Source organism: Dactylosporangium sp. CA-139114 (genome assembly GCF_050955725.1).
Lineage (GTDB): Bacteria > Actinomycetota > Actinomycetes > Mycobacteriales > Micromonosporaceae > Dactylosporangium.
In genome coordinates this window covers 9,050,775-9,070,199 of the sequence record NZ_CP192080.1, presented here as the reverse complement: position 1 = coordinate 9,070,199, position 19,425 = coordinate 9,050,775, and the positions used below count along the sequence as shown (strand labels likewise).

At 72.8% G+C, this 19,425-nt stretch carries 14 protein-coding genes and 3 pseudogenes; 9 read left to right on the top strand and 8 right to left on the bottom strand.

The window, feature by feature from the left end; all coding sequences use genetic code 11:
- Nucleotides 1-16: 16 nt before the first annotated feature.
- On the bottom strand, nt 17-409 hold the full coding sequence (locus ACQP2P_RS40670; RefSeq protein WP_433610253.1) for a hypothetical protein: 393 nt from the start codon (nt 407-409) through the stop codon (nt 17-19).
- Nucleotides 410-579: 170 nt separating this feature from the next.
- Here ACQP2P_RS40670 and ACQP2P_RS40665 point away from each other — a divergent pair, with 170 nt between their 5' ends.
- From ACQP2P_RS40665 to ACQP2P_RS40650, 4 genes are read left to right on the top strand one after another with little or no spacing between them, the layout of a single operon-like run.
- Entirely contained in the window at nt 580-2,976 is a 2,397-nt protein-coding gene (locus ACQP2P_RS40665) for a sensor histidine kinase (protein WP_433610251.1), read from the top strand.
- Nucleotides 2,977-3,399 carry a roadblock/LC7 domain-containing protein gene (locus ACQP2P_RS40660; protein WP_350619478.1) on the top strand — a complete coding sequence of 141 codons (423 nt, stop codon included), beginning with the start codon at nt 2,977-2,979 and terminating at the stop codon, nt 3,397-3,399.
- On the top strand, nt 3,386-3,781 hold the full coding sequence (locus ACQP2P_RS40655) for a DUF742 domain-containing protein (RefSeq protein WP_433610249.1): 396 nt from the start codon (nt 3,386-3,388) through the stop codon (nt 3,779-3,781). The genes ACQP2P_RS40660 and ACQP2P_RS40655 overlap by 14 nt, the downstream gene beginning before the upstream one ends.
- Nucleotides 3,762-4,340, top strand: a complete 579-nt coding sequence (locus ACQP2P_RS40650; protein WP_433619475.1) for a GTP-binding protein — start codon at nt 3,762-3,764, stop codon at nt 4,338-4,340. The genes ACQP2P_RS40655 and ACQP2P_RS40650 overlap by 20 nt, the downstream gene beginning before the upstream one ends.
- 798 nt (nt 4,341-5,138) lie before the next feature.
- On the opposite strand, the pseudogene ACQP2P_RS40645 reads toward ACQP2P_RS40650, so the two are convergent.
- Nucleotides 5,139-5,510: pseudogene (locus tag ACQP2P_RS40645) on the bottom strand (FAD/NAD(P)-binding protein); the annotation flags it as partial.
- A gap of 103 nt (nt 5,511-5,613) precedes the next feature.
- On the opposite strand from ACQP2P_RS40645, the gene ACQP2P_RS40640 reads away from it, so the two are divergent.
- Nucleotides 5,614-7,104 (top strand): amino acid permease, encoded by a 1,491-nt coding sequence (locus tag ACQP2P_RS40640; RefSeq protein ID WP_433610247.1) that lies wholly within the window; start codon nt 5,614-5,616, stop codon nt 7,102-7,104.
- A gap of 10 nt (nt 7,105-7,114) precedes the next feature.
- Nucleotides 7,115-7,555, top strand: a complete 441-nt coding sequence (locus ACQP2P_RS40635; RefSeq protein ID WP_433610245.1) for a hypothetical protein — start codon at nt 7,115-7,117, stop codon at nt 7,553-7,555.
- Here the strand turns inward: ACQP2P_RS40635 and ACQP2P_RS40630 are convergent.
- Nucleotides 7,552-8,193: a hemerythrin domain-containing protein gene (locus ACQP2P_RS40630; RefSeq protein ID WP_433610243.1), complete on the bottom strand. Its 642-nt coding sequence runs from the start codon at nt 8,191-8,193 to the stop codon at nt 7,552-7,554. The two genes, ACQP2P_RS40635 and ACQP2P_RS40630, sit on opposite strands and share 4 nt — an antisense overlap.
- A 102-nt stretch (nt 8,194-8,295) precedes the next feature.
- Between ACQP2P_RS40630 and ACQP2P_RS40625 the strand changes: the two genes are divergently transcribed.
- Together ACQP2P_RS40625 and ACQP2P_RS40620 are read left to right on the top strand one after the other, a co-directional pair.
- On the top strand, nt 8,296-11,577 hold the full coding sequence (locus ACQP2P_RS40625) for an ATP-binding protein (protein ID WP_433610241.1): 3,282 nt from the start codon (nt 8,296-8,298) through the stop codon (nt 11,575-11,577).
- A gap of 122 nt (nt 11,578-11,699) precedes the next feature.
- A complete protein-coding gene (locus ACQP2P_RS40620) occupies nt 11,700-13,808 on the top strand; it encodes an MMPL family transporter (protein WP_433610239.1) in 2,109 nt (702 codons plus the stop codon).
- A gap of 138 nt (nt 13,809-13,946) precedes the next feature.
- Here the strand turns inward: ACQP2P_RS40620 and ACQP2P_RS40615 are convergent, their stop codons facing one another.
- From ACQP2P_RS40615 to ACQP2P_RS40595, 5 genes and pseudogenes are all read right to left on the bottom strand, one after another.
- Entirely contained in the window at nt 13,947-14,654 is a 708-nt protein-coding gene (locus ACQP2P_RS40615; RefSeq protein WP_433610237.1) for a hypothetical protein, read from the bottom strand.
- A 31-nt stretch (nt 14,655-14,685) separates the two neighbouring features.
- Nucleotides 14,686-15,249, bottom strand: a complete 564-nt coding sequence (locus ACQP2P_RS40610) for an NADAR family protein (protein WP_433619473.1) — start codon at nt 15,247-15,249, stop codon at nt 14,686-14,688.
- Nucleotides 15,250-15,297: 48 nt separating this feature from the next.
- Nucleotides 15,298-15,426, bottom strand: a pseudogene (locus ACQP2P_RS40605) (ATP-binding protein); the annotation flags it as partial.
- A 369-nt stretch (nt 15,427-15,795) separates the two neighbouring features.
- Nucleotides 15,796-16,248: a DUF2690 domain-containing protein gene (locus ACQP2P_RS40600; protein ID WP_433610235.1), complete on the bottom strand. Its 453-nt coding sequence runs from the start codon at nt 16,246-16,248 to the stop codon at nt 15,796-15,798.
- A gap of 181 nt (nt 16,249-16,429) precedes the next feature.
- A pseudogene (locus tag ACQP2P_RS40595) lies at nt 16,430-16,868 on the bottom strand (IS1634 family transposase); the annotation flags it as partial.
- A 134-nt stretch (nt 16,869-17,002) separates the two neighbouring features.
- Between ACQP2P_RS40595 and ACQP2P_RS40590 the strand changes: the two are divergent.
- Nucleotides 17,003-19,402 (top strand): hypothetical protein, encoded by a 2,400-nt coding sequence (locus tag ACQP2P_RS40590; protein ID WP_433610233.1) that lies wholly within the window; start codon nt 17,003-17,005, stop codon nt 19,400-19,402.
- Nucleotides 19,403-19,425: the final 23 nt, after the last annotated feature.

Genomic DNA, 19,425 nt, shown 5'->3' with positions numbered 1-19,425 from the left:
GTGATCGATGTGTGACCTAGCTGGTCTCGATGTCCGCGTGCGGACCGTCGCCGGCGCAGTGCACCAGCACGCGGACCTCGTGAGCGTCGGACCTGAAGGTGACCCGGGACTGCGGCCCCGGCGCCCGGTCCGCGTTCACGATGCGGAATCCGGCGGCGGGGCTGAGGTACCGCACCAGCACCTGACTCCCCTCGCAACTCGCGACCACGTTCCCGCCCGGCGAGCGCAGGATTCGCGGCGCGTCCGGCGAGGGTGAGGGCGACGCGGTCACGGGGAATCCGGGAGCCGGTCGAGCCGCCTTGAGCAGGGCATTGCGCCCCGCCGTGGTCGCGTCGAGGGCCAGGGCCGTCAGCCCGCCCGCGCACAGTGTCCAGGCCAGAGTGGCCACCACCCACCGTCCACGTCGCATGGCGCCCGGAGTACCCGGGACGTCCCGGGTACTCCGGGCGAAGAGCGAGAAAAGGGGCGACGGTGCTTCATGCCCCTGACGACCTTGCTGGTGACTTCCGGCCCCACCTGTCCGTATCATGCCCGAGGCGCCACCCCTCTGCCCCGCGACCCCAGCGAGGAACCGACCGCATGAGAAGCCCTTCGTGGAGAATCCGCACCTGGTCGATCCGCGCGAAGATCATCACGCTGCTGCTGCCGCCGCTGGCCTCGCTCGTGGTGATGTGGGTGTTCGCGACGACGCTGACGGCGGGGGACACCGCCGAGCTGCTCAACAGCCAGACGTACTTCGCGCTGTCGGGCAAGCCTTCCGAGAACGTGATCGTCGCGCTGCAGCGCGAGCGCATGCTCACCCAGGTCTACCTGGCCTCCGGCCGCCAGGAGGGCCGGCCCGAGACCACGGCGCTCAACGAGCAGCGGGCCAAGGTCGACGAGGTGCTCACCGACTTCCGCCGCCGGGCCGCCGACAACAACCTGCAGGACGCGATCCCCGAGGTCTCCCGGGGCCGGCTGCGTGAGGTCATCAACCAGTTCGACCAGCTCGCGGCCGACCGGACCCGCATCACCCTCGGCCAGATCGACCGGGCCGAGGCGATGGACGTCTACAACTGGCCGATCGACGCGATCTACCACTGGTACGACTCCCTGCCGGGCATCAGCAACGCCCAGCTCACCCGCAACGCCCTGATCGTCATCGCCACGAGCCGCGGGCGCGAGCAGCTCGCCCGCGAGGACGCGATGATCAACGGGGTGGCCACGGCCGGGAAGTTCCAGAAGACCGAGAGCTCGGACCTGATCGCGACGATCGGGGCCAAGCGCAACGTCTACGCCGACGCGACCTACGACCTGCCCAAGGGCGGCCAGGCGATCTGGGACCCGATCGTCACCAGCGACTCCTACAAGCGCGTCCAGGACCTCGAGAACAAGATCATGTCCGATGCCCGGGCCGGCGCCGGGCTGCCGATCGACATCAACGCCTGGCGGGACGCGTACGACAAGCTCGTGACCCAGCTGCGCAACTTCGACCTGCGCTTCGGCGAGGTCATCGTGGCCGACGCGGGCCCCGTCGCGACCGGCATCCTGCTGCGCGTCATCGGCGCCGGCGTGCTCGGCCTCATCGCCGTCGTGCTGTCCATCCTGCTGTCGATCCGCATCGGCCGCTCGCTCATCCGCCGGCTCGTCGGCCTGCGCCAGGACGCCCAGGACCTCGCCGACGTGCGGCTGCCGGCCCTGGTGGCCAAGCTGCGCCACGGCGAGAAGATCGACGTGGTGACCGCGGCGCCGCCGCTGGAGTGGGGCACCGACGAGATCGGCAAGGTGGGCAACGCCTTCAGCGCCGTGCAGCGCACCGCCGTGGAGTCCGCGGTGCACGAGGCCCAGCTGCGGCAGGGGCTCAACGAGGTCTTCCTCAACATCGCCCGGCGCAGCCAGACCCTGCTGCACCGCCAGCTCGGCCTGCTCGACCGCATGGAGCGGCGCACCACCGACCCGGAGGAGCTCGAGGACCTCTTCCGCGTCGACCACCTCGCGACCCGCATGCGCCGCCACGCCGAGGACCTGGTCATCCTGGCCGGTGCCGCGCCCGGCCGCGGCTGGCGCCACCCGGTGCCGATGGTCGACGTGATCCGCGGCGCCGTCTCCGAGGTCGAGGACTACGTGCGCGTCGGGTTCCTGGCCCTGCCCGAGGCGTCGCTGGTCGGCCGGGCCGTCGCCGACGTCATCCACCTGCTCGCCGAGGTCATCGAGAACGCGACCGCCTACTCGCCGCCGCACACCCGCGTGCAGATCAGCGGGCAGCTGGTGCCGAACGGGTACGCGATCGAGATCGAGGACCGCGGCCTGGGCATGGCCCCGGAGGCGATCGAGGATGCCAACCAGCGGCTGGCCCAGCCGCCGGACTTCGACCCGGCCAACTCGGCCCGGCTCGGCCTCTTCGTCGTGGCGCTGCTCGCCGCCCGGCACGGGGTGCGGGTCACGCTGCGGGCCTCGGCGTACGGCGGCATCACCGCGGTCGTGCTCGTCCCGCCGCACCTGATCACCGGGGCGTCCCACGAGCTCACCGCGTCCACGCCGGCCGAGGAGCGCCAGGCCGCCGAGGAGACGGTGCTGGAGCTGGAGGCGGCCGACGTGATCCGCCCGACCGCGGTGGCGGCGCCGCCGACGCCCGAGCCGCAGCCCGTCGAGTACGTGGTCCCGCTCCCGGTCGCCCCGGCGCCGACGGTGCCCGTCCAGAGGGCCCCGGTGGAGGACCGGGACGACAGCGGCGATGCCGATCTCACGGACGACGGGCTGCCGCGCCGCCGGCGTCAGGCCAGCCTCGCCCCGCAGCTGCGCGAGCGGCCGGAGGAGGAGCGGACCGTCGACGGCATTCCGGCGGCCCAGTTCGCGACCACCACGGTCGGCGGGCGCTCGCCCGAGCAGACACGCGCGATGATGACGTCGCTGCAGGCCGGCTTCACCAAGGGCCGCCGCGACGCCGGGCAGATCACGCCCGGCGACGACCCGAACGCACCGGAAAGGGACGCATAAGTGACGCACTCGACGAGCCGCACCGGCAAGCTCGACTGGCTCCTCGACGACCTCGTCGAGCGGGTCGAGTCGGCGCAGCATGCCGTGGTGCTCTCCGCCGACGGGCTGCTCATGGGCGCGTCCAGCGGGCTCGGGCGCGACGACGCCGAGCACCTCTCGGCCGTCGCGTCGGGTTTCCAGAGCCTGGCCCGCAGCGCCGGGCGGCAGTTCAACGGCGGATCCGTCCGCCAGACCATCGTGGAGATGGACAACTCGTTCCTGTTCGTCACCGCCGCCGGGCAGGGCGCCTGTCTCGCGGTGCTCAGCGCCGCCGACTCGGACATCGGCGTGATCGCCTACGAGATGGCGATGCTGGTGACCAGGGTCGGGCAGTACCTCACCGCGCCGTCTCGACCGGGCCTCTCACACGATGCCGCGGGGTGACCGGGAGCGTGGGCACGACTGGATGGACTCCGACGCCGGACCGGTAGTCCGGCCGTACGCCGTCACGGGCGGACGCGCCAAGCCGGCGGTCGGCGCCTTCGACCTGGTCGCCTTCGTGGTGAGCCGGGTCGACGGCTCGGGCGACCAGCACCTGCTGCCCGAGCAGCGCGCGATCCTCGCGCGCACCAGCGAGCCGGTGTCGGTCGCCGAGCTCGCCTCCCATCTCGATCTCGCGCTCGGCGTTGTGCGCGTGCTGCTGGGCGATCTGCTCCAGCAGGGGCTCATCGAAATGCACGAACCGGAGTACGACCAATCCGTCGGGCCGCAGCGGCCCGACGATCGCATCCTCAAGGCGGTTGTCAATGGCCTCCGAGCGCTCTGACGGTCACGTTCCCCTCGCGGTGAAGATCCTCATCGCGGGTGGGTTCGGCGTCGGCAAGACCACGCTCGTCAGCGCGGTGAGCGAGATCCGACCCCTCCAGACGGAGGAGGTGCTCACCAACGCCGGCGTCGGCATCGACGACGTGCACGGCGTCGAGGGCAAGCGCACGACCACCGTGGCCATGGACTTCGGCCGGATCAGCATCAACCAGGACATCGTGCTGTACCTGTTCGGCACCCCGGGCCAGGACCGTTTCTGGTTCCTGTGGGACGAGCTGGCGCTGGGCGCGCTCGGGGCGGTGGTGCTGGCCGACACCCGCCGGCTGAACGACTGCTTCCCGTCGGTGGACTACTTCGAGCGCCGCGCCACGCCGTTCCTGGTCGCGGTGAACTGCTTCGACGGGGTGCAGAGGCACAGCGCGACGCAGATCGCCAAGGCGCTGGACCTGGACCCGGACGTGCCGGTCGTGCTCTGCGACGCGCGGGACCGGCGCTCGGTCAAGGACGTCCTGATCGCGCTGGTCGAGCACGTCATGACGCTCAAGCAGGTCGCGGCCTAGCCGATCGGCCTGCCGCCGGATCTCGGGCACCGCGGTCGTCTCCCACCAGGCGCCGCGGCGCACCGGGCCGATGGTGAAGATCCGCTCGGAGGCGCCGGCGAGCCGGCCGCGCCCGTCGACGTCGAGGCCCCGGCCGGTGTCGTCGCGCCGGGCCAGGCCGTCGCGCAGCAGCGCCCGGCCGAGCCCGGTGCTCACGATGCCCTGGGGGCCGGTGCAGTTGACGACGGCCGCCCAGCCCTCGCGGCCCGGGGCGGACGTGATCGTGAAGTCGCGCAGCCGCGCGGCCGTCGCGGGCGGCATCCGGTGGCGGTGCACCTCCCAGTAGACGGAGACGTGGCGCAGGAACCGGCGCCGGGACTCGGGCGAGAGCTGCCGCCACAGGTCGTCGGTCTGCGGGCGGATCGCGTCGACGGCGGCCCGCCAGTCCCGCTGGGTCGCGGCGAACTCCCGCACCGCGCGCATCAGGCCGGCCAGGGAGCTTCCGGTGTACTGGAACGAGCCGTCGGCGGGCACGACGTCCGCGTGCGGGCGGGGCAGGAGGCCGCGGCGGGAGACGGCGACGACGGGCGCCCGGCCCTCGAGCGTCAGGGCCACGTCGACGGCGGTCAGGCCGGTGCCGATGAGCAGGACCGGAAGGTCGCCCTCGATGCCGTCCAGCGCGCCCTTCGCCCAGGGGTTGCGGATGTACCGCGGGTGCTCCGTCAGATGCGCGAGCGCCGGGGGACAGGCCGGGGCGCCGTGCCCGAGCGCGAGCAGCACCCGGTCGCCGCGCCGGGCGCCGCCGCCGCTCAGCTCGACGGTGCCGTCCCCGCGCACCCGGGTGGCCGCGTCCCGCACGTGCTCGAAGCGGGCCTCGCGCAGCCGGTCGTGCAGGTAGTCGCCGAACACCCCGCGCGGCGCGAAGTCGGCCGGGCCGATGCCGAGGTCCTGGTCGCGGCACCAGTGCACGAAGTCGTCGGGCTGGTCGGCCAGGGCGCTCATCGCCACCGCGCGCGAGTTGAGCAGGTGGGCCGGGTGCCGGGTGCGGTAGGCCACCCCGCGCCCGAGCTCGTCGAACGGCGCCGGATCGACGATGACCACGTGGTGGGACGGGTCCCGGCTCAGGTGGATCGCCGCCAGCGCGCCGCTACAGCCGCCGCCCACGACGACCGTGGTGCATGTCCGCCCCATCGCGCCACGCTCCCTCGCTAAATCCTATTTAGCAGATAGATTTAATAGTACTCTGCCCAAGCCCGACGTGTAGGAATGCGCTCATTCGGGCATGTCGTCTCGCATGTCGTCCCTCTTTCGCACCAAGTCGATCGAGCAGTCGATGCGGGACACCGACGAGCCCGGCCACAAGCTGCGCAAGAACCTCTCCGCCTTCGACCTGACCGTCTTCGGTGTGGGGGTCATCATCGGCACGGGCATCTTCGTGCTGACCGGGCAGCAGGCGGCCGTCAACGCCGGGCCCGCCATCGTGCTCTCGTTCGCGCTGGCCGGCGTCGTGTGCGCGCTGGCCGCCCTCTGCTACGCGGAGTTCGCCTCCACCGTGCCCGTCGCGGGGTCCGCGTACACGTTCTCCTACGCCACCCTGGGCCAGTTCGTCGCCTGGGTGATCGGCTGGGACCTCTGCCTGGAGCTGGCGCTGGGGGCCGCGGTGGTGTCGCGGGGCTGGTCGGCGTATCTCCAGGAGCTCTTCGACCTGCCCTCGTGGCTGGCCGGCGACCAGGCCCGCCCCGACTTCGGCGCCGCGTTCATCGTGCTGGTGCTGTCGATCGTGTCCATCGTCGGCGCCAAGCTCTCCGGGCGCGTCACCGGCGCCCTGGTGGTCATCAAGGTGGCCGTGGTCCTCTTCGTCATCGGCCTGGGCCTGTTCTTCATCAAGGCCGCGAACTACCACCCGTTCGTCCCGTCCGCCCAGTCCTCCGCCAAGGAGTCGGGCGCGGACGCGCCGCTGCTGCAGGTGCTCGCCGGCATCACGCCGCAGCACTTCGGCTGGTTCGGCATCGTGGCCGCGGCGTCGATCGTCTTCTTCGCGTACATCGGCTTCGACGTGGTGGCGACGACCGCCGAGGAGACCGCCCGCCCGCAGCGCGACGTGCCGCGGGGCATCATCGGCTCGCTGGTCATCTGCGCGGTGCTCTACATGGCGGTCTCGTTCGTGGTCACCGGCATGGTCCACTACGGCGACCTGAACACCGCGGCCCCGCTGGCGAAGGCGTTCGACCTGGCCGGGCAGGGCTGGGCGGCGAACCTCATCTCGCTCGGCGCGGTCTGCGGCATCACCTCGGTGATCCTGGTGCTGCTGCTCGGCCAGGCCCGGGTCTCCTTCGCCATGGCCCGCGACGGGCTGCTGCCGCCGGTGCTGGCCAAGGTCCACCCGCGCTTCGGCACTCCGTGGGTCATGTCGTCGATCACCGGCGTCATCGTGCTGGTGCTGGCCGCGTTCGTGCCCCTGTCGGAGCTGTCCGAGCTGACCAGCATCGGGACGCTGTTCGCGTTCGTGGTCGTGTCGATCGGCGTGGTCGTGCTGCGCCGCACCCGGCCCGACCTGCCGCGCGCCTTCAAGGCCCCGCTGGTGCCCTGGCTGCCCATGCTCAGCGTGGTGGCGAGCGTGTGGCTGATGCTCAACCTGCCCGTGATCACCTGGGTGCGGTTCCTCATCTGGATGGCGGTCGGGCTGATCGTGTACTTCGCCTACGGCATGCGCCGCGCCCGGCTCGGCACCGAACGGGGCGAAGCGGCGGATATCAGTTCGGAACCGACCACGCCATCGACCTAGGCTAGAGGCTATGACCGACTGGGGCCTGACGTCCGACGACTACCACCTGGACCTGAGCCCGGACGACGTGGCCGACCCCGAGGCGATGTTCGGCCACGGTCCGCTCACGGCCGCCTCCTACGGCACGGCCGGGCTCAGCCCGGCCGACCCCGGGGCCGAGGACACCGGGCCGTCGGCGGGGGAGATGGGCGGCGACGCCGACACCGTCGGCTACGACTCCGACGGCGACGGCCGGGCCGACATGCTCCTGGCCGACACCGACCACGACGGCCGGACCGACGTGGCGATGTGGGACACCAACCACGACGGGCTGGTCGACCAGGTGGCGTACGACCAGGACCACGACGGCCGGATCGACCTGATCTACCACGACGACGACTTCGACGGGAAGGTCGACCGGGTCGAGTCGGCGGACGACTCCGCCGACCTGCCCGGCTACGCGTCGAACTAGCCCTTGCGGATCTTCTCCACCTGCTTGGCGTAGGAGCGCTTGCCGACCAGCTTCCACATCAGCCGCGCCGGAAGCGGGAGCATCGCCAGGAACTGGGTGCGCTCCTGCGGCGTGGCGTCCTCCAGCAGCGCGCCGAGCACGAACAGCAGCTTGTCCTTCGGCGTCTTCGACCGCGCGTGCTCGCTCAGGGCCGCCCACTCCGCGACCGAGATGTGCTCCTGCACCAGCGGCAGGATCCGCTGCTCCTCCTCGTCGAGGTGCTCGACCAGGTCGCGGCGGTGCCGGGCGAACGCGCCGACGAGGGCGTCACGCTCCGGCTCGGCGGGCGAGCGCTCCCAGGCGTCGAGCCGCGCGCCGAGCTCCTGGAGCCCGGCGTCGACGACCTGGTGCTGCTGCTCCATGCGCAGCACCAGCTCGGCGTCGAGGTCGACGCGGGCCAGCAGCTTCGGCCAGAGCAGCTCGTCCTCGCTGGTGTGGTGGTCGTGCAGGCCGTCGGCGTATCCGCGGGTGAGTTCGGCCAGCCGCGCGGCCCGCTCGGCGTCGCCGGGGCGCACGGCGCCGATGAGCTCGGGCAGGAGCCGCGACTCGCGGCGGAACACCCGGTGGACGATGACCATCTCCTGGACCCAGGGACGCATATGTGGCTCCTCGAAATCTCGTGGTGACTGTGCCGAAAGCGTCGCCGGACTGTCTTGTAGCGGTCTTGGAGGGCGCTTGGCGGCGACTACCATGACGCCGTCATGCTGCTGCGGGTGCTCGGACCCTTCGAGGTCGAGACGGATGCGGGCGCCACGATCGACGTCGGCGGGCCCCGCCAGCGCGCCGTGCTCGCCCTGCTGCTCTCCGCCCGCGGCGAGGTCGTCTCGGTGGACCGGATGATCGAGGACCTGTGGCGCGGCGAGCCTCCGCCGCGGGCGATCGCGTCCCTGCAGGCGTACGTCTCCAACCTCCGCCGCCTCCTCGAACCCTCCCGCGAGCGCCGGGCCCCGGCCCGCCTGCTGGTCAGCGCGCCGCCAGGGTATGCGATCCGGCTCCCGGCCCAGGCCGTGGACGCCTGGCGGTTCGAGCGCCTGCTCGCCGACGCCCGCGCCGCCGTCTCGCAGGACCCCCGGCGGGCGCGGGTGGTGCTGCGGGCGGCGCTCGAGCTGTGGCGCGGGGACGCCTACGCCGAGTTCGCCGCCGAGTCATGGGCCCAGCCGGAGGCGGCGCGGCTGGAGGAGCTGCGGCTGGCCGCCCGGGAACTGCTGCTCGACGCGACCCTGCGCGCCGGGGGAGCGGCCGAGGCGGTGGCCGAGGCGGAGGTGCTGACCCGGCAGGCGCCCCTGCGGGAGGAGAGCTGGCGGCTGCTCGCGCTGGCCCTGTGGCGCAGCGGGCGGCAGGCCGATGCGCTCGCCGCCCTGCGCCGGGCGCGGGCGCTGCTGGCCGAGGAGCTCGGTCTCGACCCGGGCCGTGCGCTGCTGGACCTGGAGGCGGCGATCCTCGCCGGCTCGCCCGACGTCCAGGGCGCGCCGGAGGTGTCGGACCTGCCGGTCGCACGGGCCGCGCCCGACGAGCTGTTCGTGGGACGCTCCGACGAGCTCGCCACGCTCACCGGGATCGCCGCGCCCAGCGTGGTCCTCATCAGCGGCGAGGCCGGCGTCGGCAAGAGCAGCCTCCTCGCGCGATACCGGCAGGAGCTGGCGCGGCAGGGCTGGCTCGTCGTCGTGGGGCGGTGCCCGGAGGCGGAAGGCGCGCCGCCGGCCTGGGCGTGGGTCGAGGCGCTGCGGCAGCTGGCCGGCTTCGCGCCGCCGGGGGAGCTCGCGGCCGAGGTGCGGCCGCTGCTCGACGAGGACGCGGGGTCCGGGCCCGGCGAGGACTTCGCGGCCGGGCGGTTCCGGCTGCATCGCGCGGTCGCGCGCTGGCTCGTCGCGGTCGCGGCCGAGCGGCCCCTCGCCGTCGTCCTCGACGACCTGCACGCGGCCGACGGCGAGACCCTCATGCTGCTCGCGAGCGTCGCCGAGCTGGTCGCGCCCGGCGGGCCGGCGCTGCTGCTCGTCGCCGCGCTGCGGCCGGCCGACAACCGGGAACGGCTCGCCGCGACCATGGCGGCGCTGGCGCGGCGGTCTCCGGTGCGGCTGCCGCTGCGAGGTCTCGGCCAGGAGGACGTCGCGCGGCTGGTCGAGGCCTTCGCGCGCACGACCGTGGACCCCGGCACGCTCGCGGCGCTGGCCGAGCGCACCGGCGGCAATCCGTTCTACGTGCGCGAGTCCGCGCAGCTGCTCGCGTCCGAGGGGGCGCTCGTGGCCACCTCCGAGGTGCCGGAGGGGGTGCGCGACGTCCTGCGGCGGCGGCTGTCGCGGCTGCCCCAGGCGGCGGTCACGGTGCTGCGGCTCGCGGCCGTGATCGGGCGGGAGGCCGACGTCGAGACCCTGGTGGAGGCGGCCGACGCCGACGAGGGCACGGTGCTCGACGCGCTCGAGGCCGGGCTCATCGCGGGGCTGCTCACCGAGCCGGCGCCCGGGCGCGTGCGGTTCGTGCACGAGCTGGTGCGCGACACGATGTACACCGACCTCTCCCGGCTGCGCCGCGCCCGCATGCACGCCCGGGTCGCGGCCGCCACGCGGCGGCTGCGGCCCGACGACTACCCGGCGCTGGCCTACCACTACGCGCGCGCGGCGTCCTCGCAGACCGCGGCGGCGGCCGTGGACTACGCGGTGCGGGCGGCGGAGCTGGCCGAGCGGCGATTCGCGTTCGACGCCGCCGCGGCGATCCTCGGCGCGGCGCTGGCGGCGCTCGAGGCGGCCGGGACCGTGCCCGGCGACCGGGACGCGCTCCTGGTCGACCTGCTCGGGCGGCTCCTGCGGGCCCAGGCGAGCGCGGGCGCGGTGGCGGCGGCGCGGCGGACCCGGCAGCGGGCGGTCGACGTGGCCGTGGCCGCCGGCGAGGAGCTGCTCGTCGCGGCGTTCACGGCGTGGACGGTGGCGACGCCGTGGCAGATCCACGAATACGGCGTGGTCGACGAACGCACCGTGGACCTCCTCACCCGCCTGCTGCGCCGCGACGACCTGGCCCCGGCCGACCGCTGCCGGCTGCTCGACGCGCTCAGCGGCGAGCTCGACGGCGACGAGCGGGGGGCCGCGGCCGCGCGGGAGGCGCTCGAGATCGCCCGTGGCCTCGGCGACCCGGGGCTGCTCGCGCTCGGGCTGGCCGCACGGGGGCGGACGATGCCCTTCGACCGCGACGTGCCGCAGCGCCGCGCGGTCGCGCTGGAGCTGCGGGCGCTCGCCGCCGAGCACGGGTTCGTGCCCTACCAGTGGCTCGCCGAGCAGCAGCTGGGCAACTGCGCCGGGGCCCTGAACGAGCCCGCCGAGGTGCGCGCGGCGGTGGCCCGGCAGGGCGCGATCGCCGCCGCCCACCACCTCGCCGAGCCGCTCGCCGTCCACCTCGCCGCCCGCGCCACGCTGGCCCACATCGAGGGCGACTTCGCCGGTGCCCACGCGCTCTACGACGAGTGCCACGAGCAGCTGCGCCGCCAGGGCTCCCTGCACGGCGAGGGCTTCCACTTCATCGCCACCTTCAGCCTGATGCTGGACCAGGGCCGCGTTGCCGAGCTCGTCGAGGCGACCCGGCTCATCGGCCAGGAGCTGGGCGCGATCGCCGACGACGCGTACGCCCTGAGCCTCTTCGCCGCCGGCCGGCTCGCCGAGGCGCGGGCGGTCCGCATCGGCGAGCACCCGATCCGCCCCGACTACTTCGGCTCCGCGTTCTACACCGTGCGCGCCCTGGCGATCGTCGCGCTGGGCCGGGCCGACCTGGCCCCGCCGGTCATCGACGCGCTGCTGCCGGTGCGCGATCAGATCGCGGGGGTGGCGAGCACCTCGATCGCGATGCAGCCCGTCGCGCTGAGCCTGGCCGAGCTGTACCGCCTCCTGGACCGCCCCGAGGATGCGGCCGAGTGCCTGCGGCGGGCCGTGGACGTGGCCGGCCGCTGGAACTCCCCGCACTGGCTGGCCCGGGCGCGGGCGCTGCTGTCCGCCTCCTGAACCCGGCGAGCGCCAGCAGGGCCCGTAAGCCGTCGTTAGTGGACTCCAAGTGGATCGAAAGTGGGGGCTGGGAGGGTGTCACTGGCAGTACCGATGCGAAATCAACCGTCCCGGAGGACGTCATGTTGTCCCGTTTGCTCGGCCGGCTCGGAGGAGCGGCCGCCGCGCATCCCTGGCGCACGATCAGCGCGTGGGTGATCGTGCTCGTCGCGCTCTCGGCGTTGTCCGCGGTGTTCGGCGGCACGCCGCACGACGACTACAACGTGCCCGGAACCCAGTCCCAGGCCGGGACCGAGTTCCTGCGCAAGCACTTCCCCGAGATGTCCGGGGCCGACGCCCGGGTCATCGTGCACGACGGCAAGGCGCTCGACCCGGCCGTGCTCGAGGCGCTGCGCGGGCGGCTGGCCAAGATGCCGCGGGCCGGGATCGTCGCGCCGGCCCGGATGTCGGCGGGTGGGGACACCGCGCTGATCAACGTGCAGTACGACACTGCGGTCACCGACTTCGAAGGCACCTCGGCGATGGACGCGCTGCGCACCGCCGCCGAACCGCTCAAGCGGGAAGGGCTGCAGGTCGAGTTCGGCGGCCAGGTGGCCGAGAACATCTCGGCGCCCAGCGGCACCGCCGAGGCGGTCGGCATCGTCGTGGCGCTGCTGATCCTCGTGCTGGCGCTCGCCTCCGTCGTGGCCGCCGGGCTGCCGCTCGTGGTCGCGATCGCCGGGCTCGGCGTCGCCACCGCGGTCATCACGCTGCTGGCCAAGGTCACCGACATCAGCAACACCGCGCCCACGGTCGCGAGCATGGTCGGGCTCGGGGTCGGCATCGACTACGCCCTGCTGCTCGTCGCCCGGCACGTCGAGGGGCTGCGGCGGGGGCTCGACCCGCGCTCGGCGGCGATCGAGGCCAACGCGACCGCGGGCGCATCCGTCGTCGTGGCCGGGCTCACCGTCCTCGTGTCCCTGTTCGGGCTCAAGCTCGCGCTCCTTCCGGTGTACTCCTCCTACGGCTACGCCACCTTCGCCGCCGTCGTCGCCGTGATGGCCGCGGCGGTCACGCTCGTGCCGGCGCTCTGCGGCCTGGCCGGGCACCGGGTCCTGCCGCGCAAGGTCCGCAAGGGCATCGTGGAGCGGGCCCCGAAGCTCGGCCTCACCGCCCGCTGGGCCGCCGGCGTCGGCCGCCGGCCGGTGATCGCCGCGCTCGCGTCCCTCGTCGTGCTCGCGGGCCTCGCCGCGCCCATGCTCGGCATGCGCACCTGGCCCCAGGACGCGGGGAGCCAGCCGACCTCGAACACGACGCGGCTCGCCTACGACCTGGTGTCGGCCGAGTTCGGCCCCGGCGCCAACGGTCCGCTGCTGCTCGCCGTCGACACCACCAAGGTGTCCGACCTGGACGGTCTGGTGGCGCGGCTGCGGACCGATCCCGGCGTCGCGAACGTGGCGCCGCCGGCGGTGAAGGGCACCGCGGCGGTCATCGCGGTCGAGCCCACGACCGGGCCGCAGGACGAGGCGACCAGCCGGCTGCTCACGCACCTGCGCGCGGACGTGCTGCCCGACGGGGTGCTCGTGACCGGGCTCGTGGCGGTGTTCGCGGACATCTCCGACCGGCTCGCCGACCGGCTCTGGCTCGTCGTCGCGTTCGTGGTGGCGCTCTCGCTGGTGCTGCTCACGGTGCTGTTCCGGGCGCCGGTGGTGGCGGTGAAGGCCGCCGCCATGAACCTGCTGTCGGTCGCGGCCGCCTACGGCGTGATGACCGTGGTCTTCCAGACCGACGCGGGCGCGCACATGGTCGGCCTGCCGCACGCGGTGGCGATCTCCAGCTGGGTGCCGATCCTGCTCTTCACCGTCCTCTTCGGACTGTCGATGGACTACGAGGTGTTCCTGCTGGGCCGCGTCCGTGAGGACTGGCTCGCGACCGGGGACGCGCGCGGCAGCGTGGTCCGCGGCCTGGCGGCGACCGGCCGCGTGATCAGCAGCGCGGCGGCCATCATGGTCGCGGTGTTCGTCGGCTTCGCGCTCGACCCGGATGTGACCGTGAAGATGATCGGGGTCGGCATGGCCGTGGCCGTGTTCATCGACGCCACGCTGGTGCGCCTGGTCCTGGTGCCGGCGACGATGGCGCTGCTGGGCCGGGCGAACTGGTGGCTGCCGGGCTGGCTGGACCGTCTCCTGCCGCACGTCGACGTGGAGCGGCCGTCGAGTCCGGCTACGCGCGAGCCGGCACCGGTCGGCTGAACCGCTGCCCGCGCCCCCGGCCCGCTGGCCGGGCCGGGGGGCGCGGCTTCGCACGGCCGCGCCACCGCCCGTCCGGGCCGGATCGGGCCTCGCGCGGGTGGCCGCGCGAGGCCGGAAGTGTCCGAGGGGCCCGCTTGGTCAGCGGGGGCCGCGCCGCCGGTCGCGGACCGGGCGGCGGCGTTCGGGCTCGCGCAGGCCGAGGGTCACCAGGACGCGGCGGGTGGTCTCGGCGATCGGGCGCAGGACCCACGTGCGCACCCAGCGGGCCGGGGGCACCACCAGGTTGCGCCAGACGAACTGCAGAGGAATCACGACCAGATAGCGCCAGAGCAGGACCACCGAATGGTTCCACGCCCACGCGATGGCCTGGCCGATCGGGACCATGACCCAGCGCCACACGAACGCGATCGCCTTGCCGATCGGGGTCAGCACGTAGCGGTAGACGCGGGTCATGACCCAGCCGACGGCCTTGGCCACCTCCAGCAGGATCCGGCCCAGCAGGTGCCAGAACGGGGCCGTGGCCCGCAGCAGCCACCACAGGCCCTTCGCCACCGGCACCAGGACGTGCTTGGCGAACCAGACCAGCGGGGCCCACAGGAGGTTGACCGCGATCCAGTGCAGCGGGACCAGGACGACGTAGTACAGGGGGAGCCAGAGCACGTAGTACAGGAAGGGCTGGATGACGTACTTGACCAGCGGCACGCCCACGTATTTCCACAGCCGGCGCATCAGCCAGGCGAAGCCGTCCCAGGCCAGCTTGAACGGGACGACGAAGATGACGGCCAGGACGCGGATCGGCCAGGCCAGCCAGGCGGGAAGCGGCTGAATCTCATCGCGCGAGCTCATGCCCCGTGCCCTCCGCTTCGCTCCGGACGCCTCACGAACGACCCGCCAGGTCCGCACGGGCGTGCATGAGGGCGTAGCCGAGCAGGTTCAGGCCGCGCCAGCGCTCCGGGTTCTGGGCCGCCTCGTCGTCCGCGGCGAGGCCGATGCCCCACACCCGGTCCAGCGGGCTCGCCTCGACCAGGACCCGGTCGCCGGTGCCGACCAGGTACGCCCGCAGGGCGTCGTCGGCGTCGAACTTGGCGAGGCTGGCCGCCGTGACGATCGCGAAGCGTTCGCGCACCCAGGTTTCCTCGTCGAAGCCCCGGACCGTACGACCCAGGCTCTTGGCTTGATTCGGATGCGCGACGCCCAGCACGCGGGTCGCGGTCTGCTCGTCGCCGAAGAGCTTCGCCTTGCGCCACATCATGTAGTGCTCGGCCGACGGAAACCCGACACCGTCCACCTCGAAGTGCGCCGGCCACCACTGGCTCAGGCAGCTCGGGCCCAGCTCACCACCGGGGCGGGGCGTGTGGCCCCAGAAGTGCAGATACTTGACGCGAGCCCCGGATCTGACCAGGCGGAGCAGCTCTTCGTTGGAGGACGGAGGTGCGGACATGCCCAGAGTGTGCCCGATCTTCGCAAAGTCCCATGTCGGATATTCGCCGCCCGGGCTCGTGGGCAGGATCACGGTGACGGTGAGGCCGCCGCCGTCGCGGAGGCCGGCGAGGACCTTGCCGCCGTGGGCCACCGCGACCGCGCGGACGACCGACAGCCCGAGACCCGCGCCTCGAGCATGACCAGGCCCTGGGTGTCGGTGGTGGAGGCGAACGCGAGGACGTCGGCCATGCCGCCGCACGATGTGCGGCGTGGGATCGCGCACTTCTGCGACAGCCACCCGGGCGCTCCGACGGCGTCGCGACCTCGGTGGCCGCCACGGTGTCCTGCTGCGCGCCGCCGGGCACGAAGTTCAGGTCTACCAGCCCGCCCCGCTGCTGCGCGGCCGCCAGGAGCCCTGTGGCGTGCGGTCCGTCCCGGTGCCGTTGCGCAACATCCGGGTCGGCGTCCGCGCACTCTTGTCTTGGGCGGATGGCAGCGGCCGCGATGAACCGCTGCCATCCGACGCCGCGGTGAGACCGAGCGTTTCTTGCGTGCGCGGGGTGCGTCAGTAGTTGGTGGTCTGGCCGAAGTAGTACGCGCCCTGGTACAGCACGGCGCCCTTCGCATACGAGGTGACGCCCGCGTCGTTCAGCATTGGGGTCAGGCAGTAGTTGGCCTGCAGGTTGTCGCTCCAGCCGAACTCGCTGCACTGGTAGCTTGCGCCGTCCGAGTTGCGCGCGATAAAGCCGCCGAGCTGGTTCGAAGCGACGACCTTTGACGTGATGCGCGCCCAGACCGTGCGGCAGTTCGGGTTCGTGCTGTACCGCAGCTCAACCTTCCCGACGACCGTGCCGAGTTGGCTACTGGTGGTGATGGTCCTCTCTGCACCGGTGATGACGGTGTTGCCGCACACCGTCTGCGAGGCCATCTGACCGTCCCAGGTTGCCGCGAAGGCGCGGCCGGGGGTGATGACCAGCGCGGTGGCAACGACGGCGGCGGCCATGGCAATCGCCCTCACGCGACGAAGCATCGAAGCATCTCCAATCATAACTTTATCCGGCTCGGACAATGTTGCGGTACCGACGGTCGCGGTAGCAAGTCGCGAGTGTTGGCTGTGTGGCATCGCTTCGTATTGCACGGTTGCGATGCGTGCGCAGCGACACCGCTCGGGTTCCGCAGTTCGTGGTCCCACGCGAGTCTGAATTCTGTGGGAGCCGACCGTTGGCCTGCTGGGTCAGCCACCGGCCCAGGGTCGGGTGGTCGCGCGGGGCGCACTCGGGTTCTGTCGCCGCGGGGGCGTTGGTCGTCGCGGGCGCGTTGCTCGGCGATCCGGGCGAGTTCGGCGTGGACGCGGGCGGTCGCCTCGTCGCGCCGGGTCTGGTCGCGCAGGACCTGTTCGGGGTTGTGGCGGATGACGAACCGGACGTCGGTGGCCTCCAGGCGGGTCTCCTTGACCCGCAGGTTGTCCCGGACGTGCTGGCGGCCTTGGCGGGCGAGGGCCTGCTCGAGGAGGGGGTTGCCGTCGCACATGCGCATCCCGGCGATGTAGTGCCCGCCGGCGCGGCGCAGGTAGGCGAGGTTGTCCGCGGAGGTGAGCCCGCGGTCCACCACGGTGATGACCCGGCCGAGTTTCCAGTCGAGCCCCGTAATTCGCTGGATTGGTCGAGCTTCACACGCTCTGTCCACATTGGAGATATCAGGTCGACGTTCCAGGCGCCGCGGGGCTATCGTCCTGCTCGACATTCGTCGATTCACGGGGGTGCGGTTCTTCAATGTCAGCGAAACGCACAGTAGCTGGGCTCGTCTCGGTCGTCGTCGGGTTCGCCGGGGCGCTCGTCGTCGCGCCGGACGCCGCCCACGCCACGAACCAGCGCGCGCTCCGGCCCACCAGCTGGGTCTACACCGACTCCAGGACGCCCGGCAAGGGCTACGTCAACCAGGGCACCGACGCGCCGATCGGGGCCTGGAAAGACACGAACGGCAAGCACAAGTCCCGGTCGTACTTCACGTACGACATCAGGCAGTACAAGGGCCAGCGCATCGTCTCGACCGGCTTCGTCGTCGCCGAGACGCAGGCCAACGACTGTCGCAAGCCGCGCAGCTGGCAGCTGTGGACCACCGATCCGGTGGCGTCGAACACGTCGTGGAACCGGCCGCCGCGCGAGCGGACCAAGGTCGCGGACGTCGGCGGGACGGTGTGCCCGTCGGGGTACATCGGCGTCGACCTCGGCAACGTGGTGCGCGACGCGCTCGCGGCGGGCAGGACGACGCTCACGCTCGAGCTGCGCGTGCCCGAGCGGCTCGAGAACGATCCGCGCTACGGGCGGCGCATCGCCAACGACCCGGCGCTGATCATCAAGGCCAACGCGACGCCGGGCTTGCCCACGCAGCTCACCGTCGACGGGCGCTCGTGCGACGGGGACGAGCCGCTCTACACCACCACGACCACGCCGACGCTGAACGCGCTGCTCACGGACCCCGACGTCAACGACACCGGGGGCGGGGACATCGCCTACGGGACGTTCGCGGTGTGGCCCGTCGACCACCCGGAGGCGCGCGTCGAGCTGCCCGAGGTGTGGGCCGGCTACGCGCCCGCGCGGGCCTGGAGCGGGATCCCGGGCGGCATCCTGCAGGACGGCGTCACCTACGCGGTGGCCGCGCGCGGGCGCGACGACGCGGACGTGTCGCCGTGGAGCGAGGAGTGCCGGTTCACCGTCGACACCACGCGGCCGGGCCAGGCGCCGGTCGTGTCGTCCACGGACTACCCGTCGGACAACCAGCAGCACGGCGGCCCCGGCATTCCGGGCACCGTCACGTTCTCGGCGAACGGGGTGTCCGACGTCGTCGGGTACGCCTACGGCGAGGGGAACACGCAGCAGTACGTCGCCGCGCCGACGCTCGGCGGGTCGGCCTCGATCCAGTTCGCCCCGTCGCGGGCCGGGATCGTGTTCCTCAACGTGCGCAGCATCGACCGGGCCGGCAACTCCTCGGACGAGGTCACGTACCGCATCTGGGTGCGCAGCACCGCCCCGGCGATCGAGGACGCGGACCCCGACGCCTGGCTCGGCGACACGCACCACCTCACGCTGCGGCCCAACCTGCCCGGCACGGTGAGCTACACCTACCAGCTCGACGACGCCCCCGCCCAGACGGTCGCGGCGGCGGCGGACGGCACGGCCCAGGTGCAGATCACCCCGACGGTCAGCGGCACGGTCTTCACGGTCTTCGGCACCACGGCGGCCGGCGTGAAGTCCGGCACCGGCTCGTTGTGGCTGCTGATCAACTCGCGGCCGTTCGTCGAGTCGGCCGAGTGGCCGTTCGACGGCAGCCAGGGCAAGCCGGTCGGCACCCCGGGCTCGTTCACGATCAAGCCGCACATGCACGGCGTGGTCGAGTACGTGGTGCAGTTCAACCAGTACCAGGAGAACGAGCAGCCGCCGCAGACCATCCCGGCCGGCCCGGACGGCTCGATCACGGTGCCGTACACGCCGACGTCGGCGAGCGGCAACTCCATCACGGTGATCAGCCGGACGGCCGACGGCACCGAGTCGGAGGAGGCGGGCTGGGCGTTCTACCCGGCCTCGATCGCGCCGGTGGTGTCGTCGGCGGACTACCCGCTCGGTGACCCGGACGGCGGCGGCGGGCCGGGCGTCGAGGGCGCGTTCCAGTTCCGCCCCACCGCGGCGAACGTGGTGTCGTACCAGTACGTGTTCGGCAGCGAGCCGCAGCAGACGGTCGCGGCGGGCGCGGACGGCACAGCCACGGTGCACTGGACGCCGCAGCAGTACGACACCTCGTTCGGCGGCTGGGTCAGCCTGAGGGTGCGCACCACGAGCGCCGACGGGCTGGTGTCGGACTGGGCCTACGTCAGCTTCCGGGTGAAGGGCCTGGAGCCGACCGTCGAGTCCGACGTCTACCACTGGCCTGACGGCGGCACCGTCGGCCAGACCGCCTCGTTCACGTTCACGGCGCACCTGGGTGGCAGCACGCAGTTCGTGTACTCGTTCGACGGCGCCCCGGAGCAGACGGTCGCCGTGGGCTCCGACGGCAAGGCCACCGTCACCTGGACGCCGGAGTCGGCCTACTCGCACAGCCTGAGCGTGCGCAGCCGGACCGCGGCCGGGCTCTACTCCGGCTACGCCTACCTCTCACTGTGGGTGAACCCGTCCTGATCGCCGGGCCGGGCCGGGTGGCC